The sequence below is a fragment of the Kribbella sp. NPDC055071 genome (assembly GCF_053608045.1).
Map to the genome: position 1 here is coordinate 1 of NZ_JBSGUS010000025.1, position 16,748 is coordinate 16,748.

A 16,748-nucleotide genomic window follows, 5' to 3' on the forward strand; every position below is an offset into this window, starting at 1 on the left:
CCACACAGCCAACGAAGCCACCAGGCGCCCGCCCCGGAACACATCCGGGACGGGCGCCTCGGCCTGCCCCTTGACAAGAGGTCTCGACATATCAGTCGCCAAGCGCTACCGCCTCGACACCCGCGATGCCCGGCGTGATGTCAAACTCGCTCGCTCCCTGCCCCAACACCTCATCGTCGCCGCCGCCCTCACTGACCCGGCCCAGCCATTGCACCCGGCCAAAGCCGCAGTCATCACTGCGGCGCTGGACCGCATCGCCGCCCGGGTCCCTGTCGAACACCGCGACATCGCCGAAGAACAACTCGTCAAACTCGCCGCCCACCTGGCTCCCAGTGAGCTGGCCAAGTCCACCCGGGAGATCTGCGAACTGCTGGATTCCGACGGCCCAGAACCAGACGAGAACGCTGCCTATGCGCGCGAATCGCTGATCCTGATCCCCGCCGAGGGCGGCGTGAAGTTCCGCGGCTACCTCGCCAAGGAGCACGCCGAACTCCTCTGCTCGACGACCGACGCCGGCGCCCGCCCCCACAAGACCCCTGAGGGCGAACTCGACCCCCGCTCCCGAGCAAAGCGCCAAGCAGACGCCCTCACCGACACTCTCCTGATCGCCGCCGCAGCCATGGACGCCGCCAGCACACCCCCCGCCGGCGCCACAGCCAGATCAGCCACCACCGCTGACGCCAGCGAGACCGCCCCTACCGCGAGCGCAACCCCGCCCGAAGCCGAAGCTGCTGCCACTGCCCAGAACCAGAGCAGCACCGCCGACAACGCAAGCCGGTCCGAAGCCGAAGCCGCTGCCGGCACCCAGAGCAGCACCGCCGACAACGCAAGCCGGTCCGACGCCGAAGCCGCTGCCGGCAACCAGAGCAGCACCGCCGAGAGCGTAGAACCGGCCGGAGGCGGAGACGGAAGCGACACCGCAATCGGAGCGGGAGCCGCGGGAGCCGCCGACAAGGCAGCCGATACACCCACCATCGGCGCCGGCCAGACCGGAGTAAAAGGCAATGGCGCTGGGGTAGGCGGTCGTGCGGCCGGAGTCGACGGCAGTGGGGCGCGAACGCGCGGCGCTGGACCTGAGGTAGGCGGTGCCGTGCCTGGCTACGGCGCCAAGGCCACCATCACAGTCACCATCGACTACGACGACCTCAAAGCCGCCACCGCTCGGGCTACCGGCGACCTCGTCTACTGCGACGGACTCTCTGCCGCGACCATCAGACGGCTTGCCTGCGATGCGAAGATCATCCCGCTGGTGATCGGCTCGACCTCCGAACCACTCGACGTCGGACGCAGCCAACGCTTGGTTACCCGGGCGATGCGCCGGGCGTTGAATGCACGCGACAAAGGGTGCGTCATCTGTGGCGCCCCGCCGATCCACTGCGACGCCCATCATCTTCAATCGTGGATCGACGGCGGCGCCACCGCCACCCACAACCTCGTCCTGCTCTGCCGTGGGCATGCCGGCTGGCCTGCTGGGTGGTCGGGTGACTAGTGAGCTGGCCGGGTGGCTTCGGGGGCGGCTGTTCGCGGGACGTTGTTGTGGGATTACGGGAGGGTGAGGATCTGGGGGCCTTCCGGGGTTATGGCTACGGTGTGTTCGGCGTGGGCTCCTCGGGTGTGGTCGGCGGAGCGGAGGGTCCAGCCGTCGTCGTCGATGCTGTAGGCGGAGCCTGGGCCCGACCAGAACCAGGGCTCGATGGCGAAGACGTGGCCCGCGCGGAGTTTGAGGCCTCGGCCGGGCCGGCCGTCGTTCGCCAGGTGTGGTTCCTCGTGCATCCGGCGGCCGATGCCGTGGCCGCCGAAGTCGAGGTTGGTGCCGACCCCCGCGGCCTGGCGGATCCTCCCGATGGCCGCGCCGACGTCGCCGAGGCGGTTGCCCTCGACCGCGGCGGCGATACCGGCGGCGAGCGCCTTCTCGGTGGTCGCGATCAGCTCCAGATCTTCGGGCCGCGGCGTACCGACGCAGAAGCTCGTCGCGGCGTCCGCGCACCAGCCGTCGATCGACGCGCCGCAGTCGACGTTGAGGAGATCGCCGTCCTCCAGCCGAAGGTCGGTCGGCAGGCCGTGGAGCACGGCGTCGTTGACCGACGTACAGATGACACCGCTGAACGGGCTGGTCGCGAATCCCGGCTGGTAGCCGTCGAAGAGTGAGACCGCGCCGGCCGACCGGAGAACCTCCCGTGCGACCGCGTCGAGCTCGAGCAGCGAGACCCCAGCAGCGGCCGCTTTCTTCACCGCTGCCAATGCCTGGCCGACGACGCGACCGGCCGCGCGCATCTGCTCGAGCTGTGCCGGTGTCTTGAGGTCGACCATCTGTGCTTCCTTCACTTGACTGGAGTTCTCAACTTCACAACATAGTTGTCCTGCGGGGCGCAGCGCGGGCGACTTGGCCGCGTAGATCACAATCGGGGCACCGCCTCAACCAACCACGGAATCCCGGCGTCTCCTTGCCTGACAGGGGTTGAGGCTTGGGGGCTTGCGATGGTGGTACGTCGACGTGCGGTGCTCGGGGGATTGCTCGCTGGAGTCGGTGCACTGGCAACTGCCGGGTGCGCTGCCGCCACAGCAGCGGACACCGGCGGCGCCCCCAAGGTCAAACACTCCGGACCCGAAGCAGGCAAGGGGAATCGGCCCGACCGGCTCACCCTGGTCGCGACCGGAGACGTCCTGTTGCACGAACGGCTCTGGACTACCGCGAAGCGTGACGGCAACGGCGGCGGTTGGGACTTCGCACCGTTGATGGCGAGCGTCAAACCCCTTGTCCAGAAGGCCGATCTCGCCATCGCGCACCTCGAGACGCCACTCGCGCCACTCGGCGGTCCGTATCACGGCTACCCGCTGTTCCAGGGACCGCCGCAGATGGCCGCCGCGCTCAAGCAGACCGGGTACGACCTCTGCACGACAGCAAGCAATCACAGCTTCGACGGTGGCGCGGCCGGTGTTGATCGGACCCTGAAGACTTTGGAGCAGGCGGGTCTTCGTCACGCGGGGACGGCGCGGACCCGAACGGAGTCGGAGACGCCGACCATCATCGACGTACAGGGTGTGAAGATCGCGTCGCTGTCGTTCACCTTCGGCTTCAACGGCCTCCCGTATCCGAACGGTCAGGCCTGGCGGGCCGGCACACTGGACGCTGCGACGATCCAGCGGAAGGCGAAGGAAGCTCGCGATCGCGGCGCCGAGATCGTCGTCGTCAGCTGCCATTGGGGGACGGAATACTCCAAGTCGCTGAACGATCAGCAGCGCGAGCTCGCTCCGAAACTGCTTGCTGATAGCAACATAGACCTGGTGATCGGGCATCACGCGCATGTCGTGCAGCCGATGGAGCAGCTCAACGGGAAATGGGTCGCGTACGGTCTCGGCAACCTGGTCGCCGCGCACCGCGAGCCCAGCAGTACCAAGGCCGAGGGGCTCCTGGTTCGGTTCACCTTCCGGCGCGATGGTGATCGGTGGAGCACCGAGCAGGCCGAGTACGCGCCGTTGCTGATGACGGACACGTTGCCGGTCCGGGTTCTCGACGTACGGCGGGAGCTCGCAACCGCCACCGGGTCGAGGCGTAGTCGGCTGGAGCTGGCGGAACGTCGTACGACGGCAACCGTCACGGCGCTCGGTGCGGCACCGAAAATGCTTTGAGCGCGGGTGGTCGGGCGGTCTAGGGTCGGCGCATGATTACGTACTTCGTGATGGTCCGTCGTGCCCGGCTACGGGCAGGCTCGGGGTGCCTGGGGATGGCATCCGCTCGATAGTCGTTGGGCCCAACGGGTTGTGGACGCAGCCGGGATCAAGCCCGGTGAGCTCGTCCTCGACGTCGGAGCTGGGCTCGGTGCGCTGACCGCACCGCTTGTCCGGGCCGGAGCTCGGGTCATTGCTTTCGAGCTTCATGCCGGCCGGGCTGATCGGTTGCGCCGGCGGTTCGAGGATGCGTCGGTGACGGTGGTCCGGGCCGATGCGACGGATCTCCGGTTGCCGGCTCGGCCGTTCCGGGTGGTGTCGAGTCCGCCGTACAACATCTCCACCGCTCTGCTGAAGCGCTTGCTGGCGCCGGGGACTCGCCTGGTGTCGGCTGATCTGGTGCTGCAGCGGCAGGTGGCGAATCGGTGGGTGCGCGGCGACGTGCCGGGAGCGAACCGATGGCTCCGACACTACGACCCGTCGATCGGCCTCCGGCTACCCCGCAATGCCTTCACCCCACCACCCCACGTCGACTCAGCCGTACTAATACTACGAAAACGCTAGAAAAGCAGCCAAATCCCCCCACCCGATCGGGTGGGGGTGATGGGGAAGCGGGTTAGCCGTGCCAGGAGTGCCATAGGGCGGCGTAGGAGCCTTGGCGGGCTACCAGGTCTTCGTGGCTGCCTAGCTCGGTGATGCGGCCGTCCTCTACTACCGCTACGCGGTCGGCGTCGTGGGCGGTGTAGAGGCGGTGCGCGATCGCGATAACCGTCCGGCCTTCGAGTACGGCGGCCAGCGAGCTCTCCATGTGGCGAGCGGCCCGCGGGTCGATCAGCGAGGTCGCCTCGTCCAGCACCAGCGTGTGTGGATCCGCCAGCACGAGGCGCGCCAACGCCAGCTGCTGTGCCTGCGCAGGCGTCAGCGCCAACTGACCCGACCCAACCCGCGTGTCCAGACCGTCCGGCAACGCCTCCGCCCAACCCCGCGCGTCAACGGCAGCGAGCGCGTCGAGCAGCTCGGCATCGGTCGACGACGGACGCGCCATCGCGAGGTTGTCGCGCAGCGTGCCGACGAACACGTGATGCTCCTGCGTCACCAGCGCCACCTGCTTGCGCAACTCGTCCAGCGGCAGTTCGGTCATCCCAACCCCGCCGACCGTCACCGAACCAGTCCGCGGTGGGTGGATCCCCGCGACCAACCGCCCCAGCGTCGACTTGCCTGCGCCGGACGGGCCGACCATCGCGATCCGCTCTCCGGGCTGGATGACCAGCTCGACCCCGTGCAGAACATCGCGGCCCTCGACGTACGAGAATCGCACGTCGTGCGCCTCCACCAGCTCACCCGACGGCGTGCGACCCGATGGCGTCCGGTCGTCCGGTACGTCGCTGATCCCCAGCAACCGTGCGAACGCCGCACCACCCGACTGCAGCTCGTCCATCCACGAGATCAACCGGTCGACCGGATCGATCAGCTGGTTGACGTACAGCACGCCGGCCGTGACCGCGCCGAGTGAGACATGCCCGTTGAGATGCAGCCAGCCGCCGAACAGCAGCGTCCCGACGACCGGGACCAGGTACCCGATCTCGACGACCGGGAAGTACACCGTCCGCAGGAACAGCGTGTACCGCTCGGCGAGGTATGAGCCGCGGATGTCCGCATCGCTGCGGTGCACGCGCTCGTCGTACCGGCGCAGGGACTCGACCGTCCGTGCGCCCTCGACCGTCTCGGCCAGCGAGCTCGTCAGTTGGGCGTACGCCGCGTTCTCACGCAGGTAACCGTCCTTGGCGCGACGCAAGTACCACCGCGTGCTCAGCCAGAGCAGCGGCACCATCGCAGCCATCGGCACCAGCACCCAGGCGCCGACCAGCACCGCGGCCGCGACCGTGAACAGCACCGTGACGAACGCGATGATCGTCTCGGGTACGGCGAATCGCACCGTCCGCGAGAGTGTGTCCACATCACGCGAGGTCCGGGACAGCAGGTCGCCCGTGCCGGCCCGCTCGACCGTGCCGATCGGCAGGGCGAGGGCATTGTCGACGAAGTCCTCCCGCAGCTCGGCGAGCACCTGCTCGCCGAGCGCGAATGATCGGTACCGCGCCCAGCGCGTCAGCAACGACTGCGCGACGATGAACACCGCGATCACGATGATGACCTGGTTGACCTTGCCGGCGGTTGTCCCGTTCTGAACGTCTTCGACCAGGTTGCCGATCAGACGTGGCGCGGCCAGCCCGGTGACGGCGGCCAGCGCGTGCAGCACCAACGCGATCAGCAGCGGCCGCGGATGCCGTTTGGCGAGTCGACGCGCATGCCGCCGGATCTCAGCCGGTCCGGCCACGGGCAGGATCTGCCTCATCGCAGCGCCTCCTCCTCTTCGGTCTGGCGGGTCACGGTCCGGCGGTACCGCGGATCGGTCTCGAGCAACGTGCGGTGGTTGCCGGTAGCAACAACACGGCCGGCGGCGACGAAGATCACCTCGTCGACCTGGTCCAGCAGCAGCGGGCTCGCGGTCAGTACGACGGTGCTCCGCCCGGCCCGGTAGGCACGCAACCGCTCCGCGATCCGGGCCTCGGTGTGCGCGTCGACCGCCGACGTCGGCTCGACCAGCACCAGCACGGACGGATCGATCAGCAACGCCCGCACCAACACGAGCCGCTGGCGCTGCCCACCGGAGAACGACCGGCCCTTCTCCTCCACCTCGGAGTCGAGCCCGTCTGTCAACGCGACCAGCACGTCCTCGGCGGACGCCGTGTGCATCGCGGCCATCACTTCGTCATCCGTACGACGGCCGCCCGGATCGAGCTCCGCCCGCAACGTGCCGGTGAACAGTTGTGAGCCGGTGTCGCTCACCAGGATCCGCTCACGCACGTCCGCTCGTGATGCACTGGCCAGCGTGACTCCGCCGTACCTGACTTCGCTCGACTCGTCATAGCGACCTAGGCGGTCAGCCAGCTCGGCGTACCGGTCTGGCTCGGCCGAAACGATCGCAGTGAGCAGGCCGCCGCGGGCGCGGATGCCGGAGACCGGATCGACCAGATCACCGTCGGAAGGCAGGCGCATAGGATGCGCCGGCTCGGTGATGTCGGGCTGCAGCCGCAGCACTCGAATCACTCGGCCGCCGGCGACCAGACCGCGCATCAGTTGGTTGGCGAACTCCGTGGCAGTCCGCAGCGGCAGCACCAGGAAGGTCGCATAGCCGTAGAAGGCGACCAGCGAGCCCGCGCTCAGCTCCCCGCGCAACGCGAAGTGCGCCCCGAGGCCGACGACGAGCACGACGAAGATGCCGGGCAGCAGCACCTGCGCGGCATCCAGCACGGACTGGATCCCCGCAACGCGAACCCCAGCCTTCCGGACCTGCTGTGACTCCGCGCGGTACCGCCGGGAGAACGACTCCTCGCCACCGATGCCACGCAGCACTCGCAGACCGGCCACGATGTCCGAACCCAGCGAGTTCAGCTCGCCGACCGCCTCGCGTTGCGCGAACTGCGTCTTGTGCAGCGGGCGCAGCATCGGGCCGAGGGCGAACAGCATCACGGGCACACCGATCAGCACGACCAGACCGAGCGTGGTCGACGACGAGAGCAGGATCGAGGCGACCACGAAGAACGCCACGATCGCGCCCGCGAAACGGGCCGAGTTCTCCATCAGGTTCCCGACGTACGACAGGTCGCCGGCGCCGACGCTGACCACCTCACCGGTCGCCAGGTGCTTCGGCAGGGTCGCGCCGAGGTCGGCCGACTTCCGGGTCACGACCTGGACCGTGCGGTACGCGGCGGTCAGCCAGTTCGTCACGGCGAACCGGTGGCGCATGATCCCGGCCAGCGCCTGCACCACGCCGACCCCGAACAGCACCGCGGTCCATTGCAGCAGCCGCTGACCGTCGCGCGCCGCGATGCCCTCGTCGATCGCCTTGCCGAGAACGGCGGGGATGAAGGCCTGCGCAGCCATCCACACGATCCCGAACGTCATCCCGCCCAGCATCGTGCGCGTCTGCCGCCGCGCCACCCACCACAGGTAGCGGGCCGGCGAGCGGTCATCGGGAACGCCGGGATCGGCGACAGGAAGTTGTCTCATGGCACTCTCAGGCTAGGCGCGACCACCGACACTCCGCATGCGAATTGATCGCGGCTGGTGCCCCGGCTTGTCAGTACCAATGCGTGACATCGTGCCGAGCGTTGGTGACAGTCGGTAGACCTTCACCTTGCGTTGGGCAACGAGTTCCCGATGAGCAATGTCCTGCCCCTGTCCTGGGATCATGTTGGTGATCGCGCATCGGGGAGCGAGTGGCTACCGCCCGGAACACACGGCGGCCGCGTACCGCCTGGCCGCGGCCCAGGGGGCCGACTACCTCGAGCCCGACCTGGTCGCCACCCTCGACGGCGTGCTGGTGTGCCGTCACGAGAACGAGATCTCCGGTACGACGGACGTCGCGCGGCACCCGGTCTTCGCCGACCGCAGGATCACCAAGATCGTCGACGGCACCGCCGTGACGGGCTGGTTCGCCGAGGACTTCACCTACGCCGAGCTGCGGACGCTGCGCACCGTCGAACGGATGCCGGGTCTGCGCGCGAGCAACACGGCGTACGACGGCATCGAGGAGATCCCCACGTTCGACGACGTGGTGGCACTCGCCCGGCGGGAATCGCTGCGGCTCGGGCGGCAGATCGGCGTCATCCCGGAGATCAAGCACCCGCAGTACTTCCGCAGGCTCGGACTGCCGCTGGAGGAGCTGCTGACCGAGCGGATCCTCGCGCTGGGGCTGCGTGAGGACGAAATCATGGTGCAGTCGTTCGAGCCGACCAGTCTGCGTCGGCTGTCGGTGATGACGCGCGTACCGCTGGTGCAGCTCGTGGACTCCGAGAGCGCGCCGAGTGACTTCCTCCGCGCCGGTGACGGGCGCACCTACGCCGATCTGATCGAACCAGCCGGCTTGCGCGAGATTGCGACGTACGCGCAGGTCCTCGCACCCCACAAGGACCTCGTCATCCCACGCACCGCGAACGGCGCACTCGGCCAGCCCACCCGCCTGGTCGACCAGGCTCACCGCGCCGGCCTGGCCGTCCAGCTCTGGACGTTCCGCGCCGAACGCCGCTTCCTCCCCACAGCTACCGACTTCCCCACCGAACTGGCCCGCTTCGCCGCTCTGGGCGTCCAAGGCATCTTCTCCGACCAGCCCGACCAGGCGGTCGCAGCCCTGCGCAAACCAGCCCTCAACGTCTAGAACTCAGCCCTGAGCCTGCGGAGCAACCTCTCCGCGGTCGGAATGAGCTCCTGGTCGATGTTCCGCGACTCGTTGGTCCCGAGTACGACGCGTGCCGCTGTCGATGGCCTGGTGCGGATGAGCTTGGCGCGTAGGTAGGTCGGGGGATGGGTGGCGTCCGTTCTGGTCTCGCGGATCCGGCTGGCGCGGAGGCGTCGGTCGATCTCACGCTTCGGCACCTCGGTGACGGTACGACGAACGGCGTCCAACGGCTCGATCCCGGCCGGGAACCGCAGTGCGCGCAGCATCGCGTCGTACGAGGTATCGGCGAGCAGTGTGCGCTCGAGCGCCTGTGCCATCGCTTCTGACCCGGCGATCTCGCCGGCAGCGCGGTCGGCGAGGTATTCGTTGCGTTGACTGCTACGCAGTGCCAGACGGTCCAGTACCCAGCCGGTGATCCCTGCCATCGCGCCGATCGTCGCGTTGAAGATCCGGCCGAAGAGGCCGGCACCGGATCCGTCGCGCCAGCCGGCAGCACGGCGGATCCGTTCGAGGTGACCCGGTCTGAACGTGTGCCGAAGTTCCGCCAGCACGCCCTGTGCGTTGCCGATGAGCCAACCGCTCAGCAGATCGCCGTGACGGCCGTGGCCCAGTTCGTGCGCGAGGATCGCCACGCGCTCCTGGGGCTGGAGCCCTACCCAGAGCGGCAGGCCGATACCGACTACTGGCCGGAAGCGCCATCCGATCTGCCCGTACCAGAGGTTTGCGTGTGTATCGACGGCCACGGTGACTCGACGGGTACCTACGGCGTCGGCGAGCTGGTCGAGGACGGCGTACAGCGCGGGGGCGTTGGCACGAGGTACCAGCTCAGAGCGGCTGGGGAGCGAGAGCAGACGTGGCCGGAGGAGGAAGGCCACTGCGAGTGCGAGCACTACCAGCGGGATGCTGAACCACAGTGGGCGCAAGAAGATCAGCAGGTAGACGCCGGTCACGAGTGCGACCAGAGGCAGCAAAAGGATGAGCACGGAGAGCAGATGCGCTGCGATCCGGGCAGCCTTCCAGCCGGCGCGGTGGACGTTGCCCTCCAGCAGTTCGCCGTACAAGGACTCTGCCAGCCGGTGTTCGAGTTTCAGTCGCCAGGGCGGCGTCTGGTTCGGTGTGTGCGTCGGATCGAGGTTCCACTCGCACTTGTCGCACCAGGTGACGTACCGCCGGTCGATGCGGATTTGGTGTCCGCAGTCGGGGCACCGGGTGAGCTCATCGGCTTCTTGCACCGGCAAAGTGTGTCAGTGCGGCGGCAGGGTGAACAGACTGCTGTCACCCTGCCGCCAGTCCCGGCTGAGTGCGCCCTGGGGGAGGCGCGGGGGGATCACGCCGCCGGGGGCTTGTTGTTGGTGTCGTCGTAGATTCGGGAGGCGATGTCGGCCTCGGGGGTGGTGCGCTGGTCGTTGACCGACTGCTGGACGTTCTGCCAGACGGCCTTGCCGTCGGCCTCGGGGATCACGATCCAGGCGACCGCGTAGCCGAGCAGTGCGGTGCCGCCGGTGATCAGGGTGAGGCCGACGATGCCCAGGCGAACCAGGGTGACGTCGATATTGAAGTACTCCGCGATACCGCCGGAGACACCGGACAGCATCCGCTGCGAGCGGGAACGACGGAGGACCTTGCCGGAGAGGTTCGAGAACGGTGCGTTGGAGTTCGTCATGGCTCAACTCTCCCGTCCGGAGCCCCTCCACCACATCAGGATCGGTACCGACCGACCCCTGATCCGACCCCTGGGACCCTGATCCGGCACCCCTGACGACTTTCGTACCGAACTGTCGGTGGCGGTGGTTAGCGTGCTGGCATGGACGTCGACGTACTGAAGAAGGTGCTGGCGGGGCTGCCTGGGGTCGAGGAGCACGAGGGCTGGGCGGGGCAACCGGTCTTCAAGGTACGGAACAAGAGCTTCCTGTACATGTCGGAGGACGGGTCCAGTCTCCATCTCAAGGCGTTGCGGGAGGAGCAGGAGGCGCTCGTGGCCGAGGATCCGGACGTCTACGCGCCGTCCTGGGCGGGCGGCCGGTTTGCGTGGCTCGAGGTGGACATCGCTGCCGCTGACGGCGAGGAGCTCACCGAGCTGATCACCGAGGCGTGGCGGCTGACCGCTCCCAAGTACCTGATCGCCCAGCTGGAGGTCTAGTTCAGCTGCTGGCTTAGCCCAGCGTGCGCCGCTGGGGGCTGGCTTGCACTCACTTGGGGCGAGTGCTAATACTTGGTTAGCACTCAATGGGTGAGAGTGATAACTCCTGCCCGGACGGTGTGACAGAACAAGACGGCCTCGATGAGGTGCCGGAGTCGTGACGGGACGTGACCGTCATGGGACCGGCTCCGTCCGTCGCGGGCATCCGGCCGGCTGAACCACAATGACTCGACGCGGGAGGACTCGCGGAGAATGCCCAAGCTGATTGCTTTCAATGAAGAGGCGCGCCGCGGCCTCGAGCGGGGTATGAACACCCTCGCTGACGCCGTGAAGGTGACGCTCGGCCCGAAGGGCCGCAACGTCGTGCTGGAGAAGAAGTGGGGCGCACCCACGATCACCAACGACGGCGTCTCCATCGCCAAGGAGATCGAGCTCGAGGACCCGTACGAGAAGATCGGGGCCGAGCTCGTCAAGGAAGTTGCCAAGAAGACCGACGACGTCGCGGGTGACGGCACCACCACCGCCACCGTGCTGGCCCAGGCTCTCGTCCGCGAGGGTCTGCGCAACGTCGCGGCCGGCGCCAACCCGATGGGCCTGAAGAAGGGCATCGAGAAGGCGACCGAGGCGGTCAGCGAGCAGCTGCTCAAGCTGGCCAAGGACGTCGAGACCCGCGAGCAGATCGCGTCGACCGCGTCCATCTCGGCGGCGGACAACCAGGTCGGCCAGATCATCGCCGAGGCGATGGACAAGGTCGGCAAGGAAGGCGTCATCACCGTCGAGGAGAGCAACACCTTCGGCCTCGAGCTCGAGCTCACCGAGGGTATGCGCTTCGACAAGGGTTACATCTCGCCGTACTTCGTGACCGACACGGAGCGGATGGAAGCGGTCCTCGACGACCCCTACATCCTCATCGTGAACAGCAAGATCTCGAGCATCAAGGACCTGGTCCCGGTGCTGGAGAAGGTCATGCAGACCGGCAAGCCGCTGGCCATCATCGCCGAGGACATCGAGGGCGAGGCGCTGGCGACCCTGGTCGTCAACAAGATCAAGGGCACCTTCAAGGCCGTCGCCGTCAAGGCGCCGGGCTTCGGTGACCGCCGCAAGGCCATGCTGGTCGACATCGCGGTGCTGACCGGCGGCGAGGTGATCTCCGAGGAGGTCGGCCTCAAGCTCGACACCGTCGACCTGGAGCTGCTCGGCCAGGCCCGCAAGATCGTCGTCACCAAGGACGAGACGACCATCGTCGAGGGCGAGGGCGACGCGGACCAGATCTCCGGCCGGGTCAACCAGATCCGCGCCGAGATCGAGAAGTCCGACTCCGACTACGACCGCGAGAAGCTGCAGGAGCGGCTGGCCAAGCTGGCCGGTGGCGTTGCGGTGATCAAGGTCGGCGCGGCCACCGAGGTCGAGCTGAAGGAGCGCAAGCACCGCATCGAGGACGCCGTTCGCAACGCGAAGGCGGCCGTCGAGGAGGGCATCGTCGCCGGTGGTGGCGTCGCTCTTCTGCAGGCGTCCGTCGCGGCGTTCGAGAAGCTGGAGCTCGAGGGTGACGAGGCGACCGGTGCGCAGATCGTGCGCCAGGCCGTCGAGGCCCCGCTGAAGCAGATCGCCGTGAACGCCGGCCTCGAGGGTGGCGTCGTGGTGGAGAAGGTTCGCAACCTCGAGCCGGGCTGGGGCCTCAACGCCGCGACCGGTGAGTACGTCGACCTGATCGCCACCGGCATCATCGACCCGGCCAAGGTGACGCGCTCGGCGCTGCAGAACGCGGCGTCCATCGCGGCCCTGTTCCTCACCACCGAGGCCGTCATCGCCGACAAGCCGGAGAAGGCAGCAGCCGCTCCGGGCGGCGCCCCCGACATGGGCGGCATGGACTTCTGATCCCCTGAAGTCCGACAACACAAAAGCAGTAAAAGATGGTCCCGGGCGCTTAGCCCGGGACCATCTTGCTTTGTTGGAGAAGCAAGAAAAGAAGAGAGAGGTTATTCAGAAGAGGGTTATTCATAACCCCAGAGAAGAAAACAAGGAAAGAAAGAACAGAGACAGAGAAATAGAATGGCTGGGTGCCTGGCGGGCTCGGTGCGGAGGTGCGGCCGGTCGGTGGCCGGCGGGTGAGTGCAGCGACTCCCCGCATGCGAGGGATCGGTGCTGCCGAGGACCAGTCGGTGAGTGAGCGGGCTCCAGGCCATCACAATCCACGGTTCCGGTGGATGTCAGCCGTGAATCGCCTGCTGGACGACGATTGTGATGGCCTGGCGGTCGGGTGCAGCTGCTTTGAATGCTTGCCTAATGAGCCGAGGGCGTCATCAGCAAGCGGAACACAGTCCGGTGCGCGATCTCGCCGATCGTCGGTTCACCCGCCACTGCTCGCCACCATGACGCCGACCCTAGCCACTCTGTCTCTCATTTACCTGTTCTTATAGTCGGTGTGAACAAGAAATGACCTGTGCACACCCGCCACGAGCCTGCTGATCCGTCGGCCCGGAACAGTCAGCTTCGGGAGGATCTCTCCCCTGGTCAGGCGCGATATCCTCCCAAAGCTCCTTCCCGCCGCCGACCTCAGCCAGGGACCCAGTTCCCTGTTATTTTTTCTGCCCCTGTCTTTCCCTGCTTTTGTTCTTTTCTATTTTTCCTTGAGGGTTCTGAATAACCCTCTTTCTTTTAGGTGCCGGTTATCAGGGCGTGGGCGAGGGTGGGGGAGAAGGTGGCGAAGGGGAGGGTGGGGGTTTGGCCGCAGGGGCCGTCGGATTCGCCGGGGGGTTTTAGCCAGAGGGTCAGGTCGAGGGGGGTGGTGGCTCGGGCGGGTGGGGTGCCTAGTTTTCGGCCGGGTGGGTTGCAGGAGCTGCCGTTCGAGCCGTTGCCGTTGCGGCTGGTGTCGATCACGTAGTGGAGTCCGCCGCCGAGCGCGGTCAGGATCTCGCCGGCCCGGGCCGTCGACTCCGACGTCGTGTAGTAGTTCGCGGTATTGACCGCGAACCCCCGGATCTTGCCGACATCCGCGAGCCGCAAGCGCCGCGCCAGCTCGGCCGAGTCACCCGACGACACGTTCCCGGCGTCCAGATAGGCCCACGTATTCGGGTTCTTCACGGCAAAGAGCCCCACCGCGTACTTGAGCAGTGCGATCCGCCCCGCCCACTCCGCGTCCGGAAAACACTCGAGCCGCGCCAACGCATCCGGCTCGATTACCACCACCGCCGGCCGCGCTCCGATCCCGGCCGACACCGCCGCGATCCAGGTCCGGTACGCCGCAGCCGTCGCGGCCCCGCCTCCGGTCCCGCACTGGCGTCCCGGCAGATTGTCCGTCACCAGCACCGGCAGCTTGTCTGCCTTGTCCGCAGCCGTCGTGTACGACGCAACCGCGGCCTTCACGTCTCCACTCCAGGCGCCGAACCACCGCGCCGACGCCTGATCAGCGATCTTGGTCGCCAAGACGGTGTCCTCGGGGTGCCGCCGTACGTAGGCCGCCGCGCTCGAACCGGGATCGACGTAGAAGCCGCTGGTCAGTGTCAACGGATCCCCGGTTGCGACGGCCAGCCACGGTGAGGGCTGGCCGCCGATCAGTCCGAGAGCGAGCAGAGCACCTGCGACACGCAGCGCCGACATCGTGAAGGCCCTTCGATCAAGAGTAGTCACTCAACGTGTCGACGACGTTACCGTGTGCCGGTCAGTGGTTCGCGTCGACCTCGCAGAACGACGCGTAGTGGTTGCCGGTGTAGTAGACGTGCGCCGGGTTGGTTTTGGCGCCGCCGCCGATCAGCCGGCGGGCACCACGGTCGGATGAGCCCGGGGTCTTCACGGTGTACTCGTGGTAGTAGCTGCTGGACTGCGCCGGCAACAGGCCTTCCCGGTTCTGGAACACGACTCCGTCCTGGCTGTACGGGAACGGCCCGCCGGAGTGGATGAGATTCAGCGTGGTCCGAGCCTGCGACGGCAACGTGCTCAACGCACACGTCGGCAAGGCAGCCGGCAAGGCACTGGGTGCTGCGGAGACAGCAGGAGCGCTAGTGGGTACGGCGTACGCCGGAGAGCCCAGCGTGGTCGCGGTGACGAGGGTGAGGGCGGCGATGAGGGTTCTCATGCCGAGAAGGTTTCCCAGCCAAATCGACACCGGCACATCCCGGACGTGAATAACAGTTGGACTATGACCCCACGAACCTCTTGGATCCTCCTGGAGGTTCTATGCACATCCGCACCACCGTCGAGGCAGACCTCGACACGATTCACGCCCTGATCGAGAACCAGTCGGTCAACACCGTCACGCGCGAGCGCTACGACGAGTACGTTGCCGACGGCTACTACCGCCACGACTGGACCTGGGTCGCCGAGGAGGACGGCACGATCCAGGCCCTGGTGATCTGGTGGGGACCGCCCGAGGACGAGCAGCCATTCAGCATCGACGGGCTGTACTACGCCGGCGAAGGCGACCCTGTCCCGGTCTGGACCGCGCTGATCGCGCACATCCTTGCGAACCGGCCGGCCGACGCCGAGCCCCCGGAGTACCACCTCTTCCTGGACAGCGACTGGCGTGACCACCCTGAGGTGGTCGCCGCGGTCGAGACCCGCAGTCGAGCGGCCGCCGCGGCCGGGCTCACGGACGTCACCGACCGGCTGCGGTACGAGTGGAAACCGGAGTACGGGCTGCCGAAGCGGTCAACCCGGCTGCGGTTCGAGCCGGCCGACGACGAGGCGTTCGTGGACGTGTTCATGCGGGTCGCCCAAGGCAGTCTGGACGCCGGGACCGCGCGGGAGATCGCGCACCGCGGCGCCGAGGGTTCGGCACGCTTCGAGCTCGAGCTGTACAAGTCCATGCCGGCCGACCGGGGCTGGTGGCGGCTCGCGTACGACGACCAGGGCGGGAGCCTCGTCGGGTTCGTACTGCCGTCGGCCAACCAGGGTGGGCCGACCGTCGGATACCTCGGCGTCCTGCCCGAGCACCGCGGTCACGGGTACATCAATGACCTGCTGGCGGAAATCACGCACTTCCTCGCGGAGGCGGTGCTCCCGGAGACCGGCGCCGAGCACATCCGGGCCGACACCGACTTCGGCAACGTGCCGATGGCCAGGTGCTTCGAGCGCCAGGGATACCGGAACTTCAAGGTCCGCAGGGTGCTGTCCTACCCGCCGAGCTGAACCGCTGAGCTGAACTGCCCGTCGTCGAGGTGCTGACGGCGGGCATTCCGCGCCCTATGCTCCCTGACATGTCAGCAAGCTCCGGGGGGAGTCAGGACGGCGATGCGTGATATCGCGCTCATTCTGCATGTCGTAGCAGGGGTGTTGGCGGTCCTGGTCGGGCCGCTGGCGATTGTCCTGACGCTGCGGCGGCGTGGCCTGAACTGGGCCGGCGAGGTCTATCACTGGGCCGTCGCGCTGGTCTGCCTGTCCGCGCTCGTGATGGTCCCGTACGACTGGCGCCGGCTGTGGTTCTTCGGTCCGATCTCGATCGCGTCGTACCTGTTCGTCTACATCGGCCAGCGCGCCGCCGAAGCGCCCGGCGGTCTCTGGTACCGAGGCGTCCTGCGCGGGTACGGCGGTGGCTGGATCGCCCTGTGGACAGGCATCGCCGTCATCAGCCTGCCCCACACTCCGTGGGCGTGGGCCATCCCGCTCGTCGTCGGCTCGATCACGATCGAATGGCTCTGCTTCAAGCCCTCCCCAACCTGGACGCACCAGACCCAGTCCGGCTGACCGCGGCCCTCAGCGGAG

15 protein-coding genes are annotated in these 16,748 nt (G+C 67.5%); 8 read left to right on the forward strand and 7 right to left on the reverse strand.

What is annotated here, in order from left to right; genetic code table 11:
* A partial coding sequence (locus ACWF4Z_RS32085; RefSeq protein ID WP_452246928.1) for a DUF222 domain-containing protein occupies positions 1–1,489 on the forward strand: 1,489 nt, incomplete at its 5' end.
* A gap of 53 nt (positions 1,490–1,542) precedes the next feature.
* Here ACWF4Z_RS32085 and map read toward each other — a convergent pair.
* On the reverse strand, positions 1,543–2,310 hold the full coding sequence (gene map, locus ACWF4Z_RS32090) for a type I methionyl aminopeptidase (RefSeq protein WP_452246929.1): 768 nt from the start codon (positions 2,308–2,310) through the stop codon (positions 1,543–1,545).
* Between the two features lie 168 nt (positions 2,311–2,478).
* Here map and ACWF4Z_RS32095 point away from each other — a divergent pair, with 168 nt between their 5' ends.
* Both ACWF4Z_RS32095 and ACWF4Z_RS32100 read left to right on the forward strand, forming a co-directional pair.
* A complete protein-coding gene (locus ACWF4Z_RS32095) occupies positions 2,479–3,630 on the forward strand; it encodes a CapA family protein (protein WP_452246930.1) in 1,152 nt (383 codons plus the stop codon).
* A 60-nt stretch (positions 3,631–3,690) separates the two neighbouring features.
* Positions 3,691–4,233, forward strand: coding sequence for an rRNA adenine N(6)-methyltransferase family protein (locus tag ACWF4Z_RS32100; RefSeq protein WP_452246931.1), 543 nt, complete (start codon positions 3,691–3,693; stop codon positions 4,231–4,233).
* Positions 4,234–4,285: 52 nt separating this feature from the next.
* Here the strand turns inward: ACWF4Z_RS32100 and ACWF4Z_RS32105 are convergent, their stop codons facing one another.
* Positions 4,286–6,022, reverse strand: coding sequence for an ABC transporter ATP-binding protein (locus ACWF4Z_RS32105; protein WP_452246932.1), 1,737 nt, complete (start codon positions 6,020–6,022; stop codon positions 4,286–4,288).
* Complete coding sequence (locus tag ACWF4Z_RS32110; RefSeq protein ID WP_452246933.1) at positions 6,019–7,740, reverse strand: ABC transporter ATP-binding protein; 1,722 nt, start codon at positions 7,738–7,740, stop codon at positions 6,019–6,021. The genes ACWF4Z_RS32105 and ACWF4Z_RS32110 overlap by 4 nt, the downstream gene beginning before the upstream one ends.
* 181 nt (positions 7,741–7,921) lie before the next feature.
* Between ACWF4Z_RS32110 and ACWF4Z_RS32115 the strand changes: the two genes are divergently transcribed.
* A complete protein-coding gene (locus ACWF4Z_RS32115; RefSeq protein ID WP_452246934.1) occupies positions 7,922–8,887 on the forward strand; it encodes a glycerophosphodiester phosphodiesterase family protein in 966 nt (321 codons plus the stop codon).
* On the opposite strand, the gene ACWF4Z_RS32120 is transcribed toward ACWF4Z_RS32115, so the two are convergent.
* Both ACWF4Z_RS32120 and ACWF4Z_RS32125 read right to left on the reverse strand, forming a co-directional pair.
* Positions 8,884–10,140 (reverse strand): M48 family metalloprotease, encoded by a 1,257-nt coding sequence (locus ACWF4Z_RS32120; protein ID WP_452246935.1) that lies wholly within the window; start codon positions 10,138–10,140, stop codon positions 8,884–8,886. The genes ACWF4Z_RS32115 and ACWF4Z_RS32120 overlap by 4 nt on opposite strands.
* A gap of 95 nt (positions 10,141–10,235) precedes the next feature.
* Positions 10,236–10,571 (reverse strand): PspC domain-containing protein, encoded by a 336-nt coding sequence (locus ACWF4Z_RS32125; protein ID WP_452246936.1) that lies wholly within the window; start codon positions 10,569–10,571, stop codon positions 10,236–10,238.
* A gap of 141 nt (positions 10,572–10,712) precedes the next feature.
* Between ACWF4Z_RS32125 and ACWF4Z_RS32130 the strand changes: the two genes are divergently transcribed.
* Together ACWF4Z_RS32130 and groL are read left to right on the forward strand one after the other, a co-directional pair.
* The gene (locus ACWF4Z_RS32130) at positions 10,713–11,048 is read left to right on the forward strand and encodes an MmcQ/YjbR family DNA-binding protein (RefSeq protein WP_452246937.1); all 336 of its coding nucleotides are present in this window, start codon (positions 10,713–10,715) and stop codon (positions 11,046–11,048) included.
* 252 nt (positions 11,049–11,300) lie between these two features.
* Positions 11,301–12,926: a chaperonin GroEL gene (groL, locus tag ACWF4Z_RS32135; RefSeq protein ID WP_452246938.1), complete on the forward strand. Its 1,626-nt coding sequence runs from the start codon at positions 11,301–11,303 to the stop codon at positions 12,924–12,926.
* Positions 12,927–13,706: 780 nt separating this feature from the next.
* On the opposite strand, the gene ACWF4Z_RS32140 is transcribed toward groL, so the two are convergent.
* Positions 13,707–14,648 carry a glycoside hydrolase family 6 protein gene (locus ACWF4Z_RS32140; RefSeq protein ID WP_452246939.1) on the reverse strand — a complete coding sequence of 314 codons (942 nt, stop codon included), beginning with the start codon at positions 14,646–14,648 and terminating at the stop codon, positions 13,707–13,709.
* A gap of 61 nt (positions 14,649–14,709) precedes the next feature.
* Positions 14,710–15,123 carry a ribonuclease domain-containing protein gene (locus ACWF4Z_RS32145; protein ID WP_452246940.1) on the reverse strand — a complete coding sequence of 138 codons (414 nt, stop codon included), beginning with the start codon at positions 15,121–15,123 and terminating at the stop codon, positions 14,710–14,712.
* A 101-nt stretch (positions 15,124–15,224) separates the two neighbouring features.
* Between ACWF4Z_RS32145 and ACWF4Z_RS32150 the strand changes: the two genes are divergently transcribed.
* Together ACWF4Z_RS32150 and ACWF4Z_RS32155 are read left to right on the forward strand one after the other, a co-directional pair.
* A complete protein-coding gene (locus ACWF4Z_RS32150) occupies positions 15,225–16,175 on the forward strand; it encodes a GNAT family N-acetyltransferase (RefSeq protein WP_452246941.1) in 951 nt (316 codons plus the stop codon).
* Positions 16,176–16,277: 102 nt separating this feature from the next.
* Entirely contained in the window at positions 16,278–16,730 is a 453-nt protein-coding gene (locus tag ACWF4Z_RS32155; protein WP_452246942.1) for a hypothetical protein, read from the forward strand.
* Positions 16,731–16,748 lie beyond the last annotated feature (18 nt).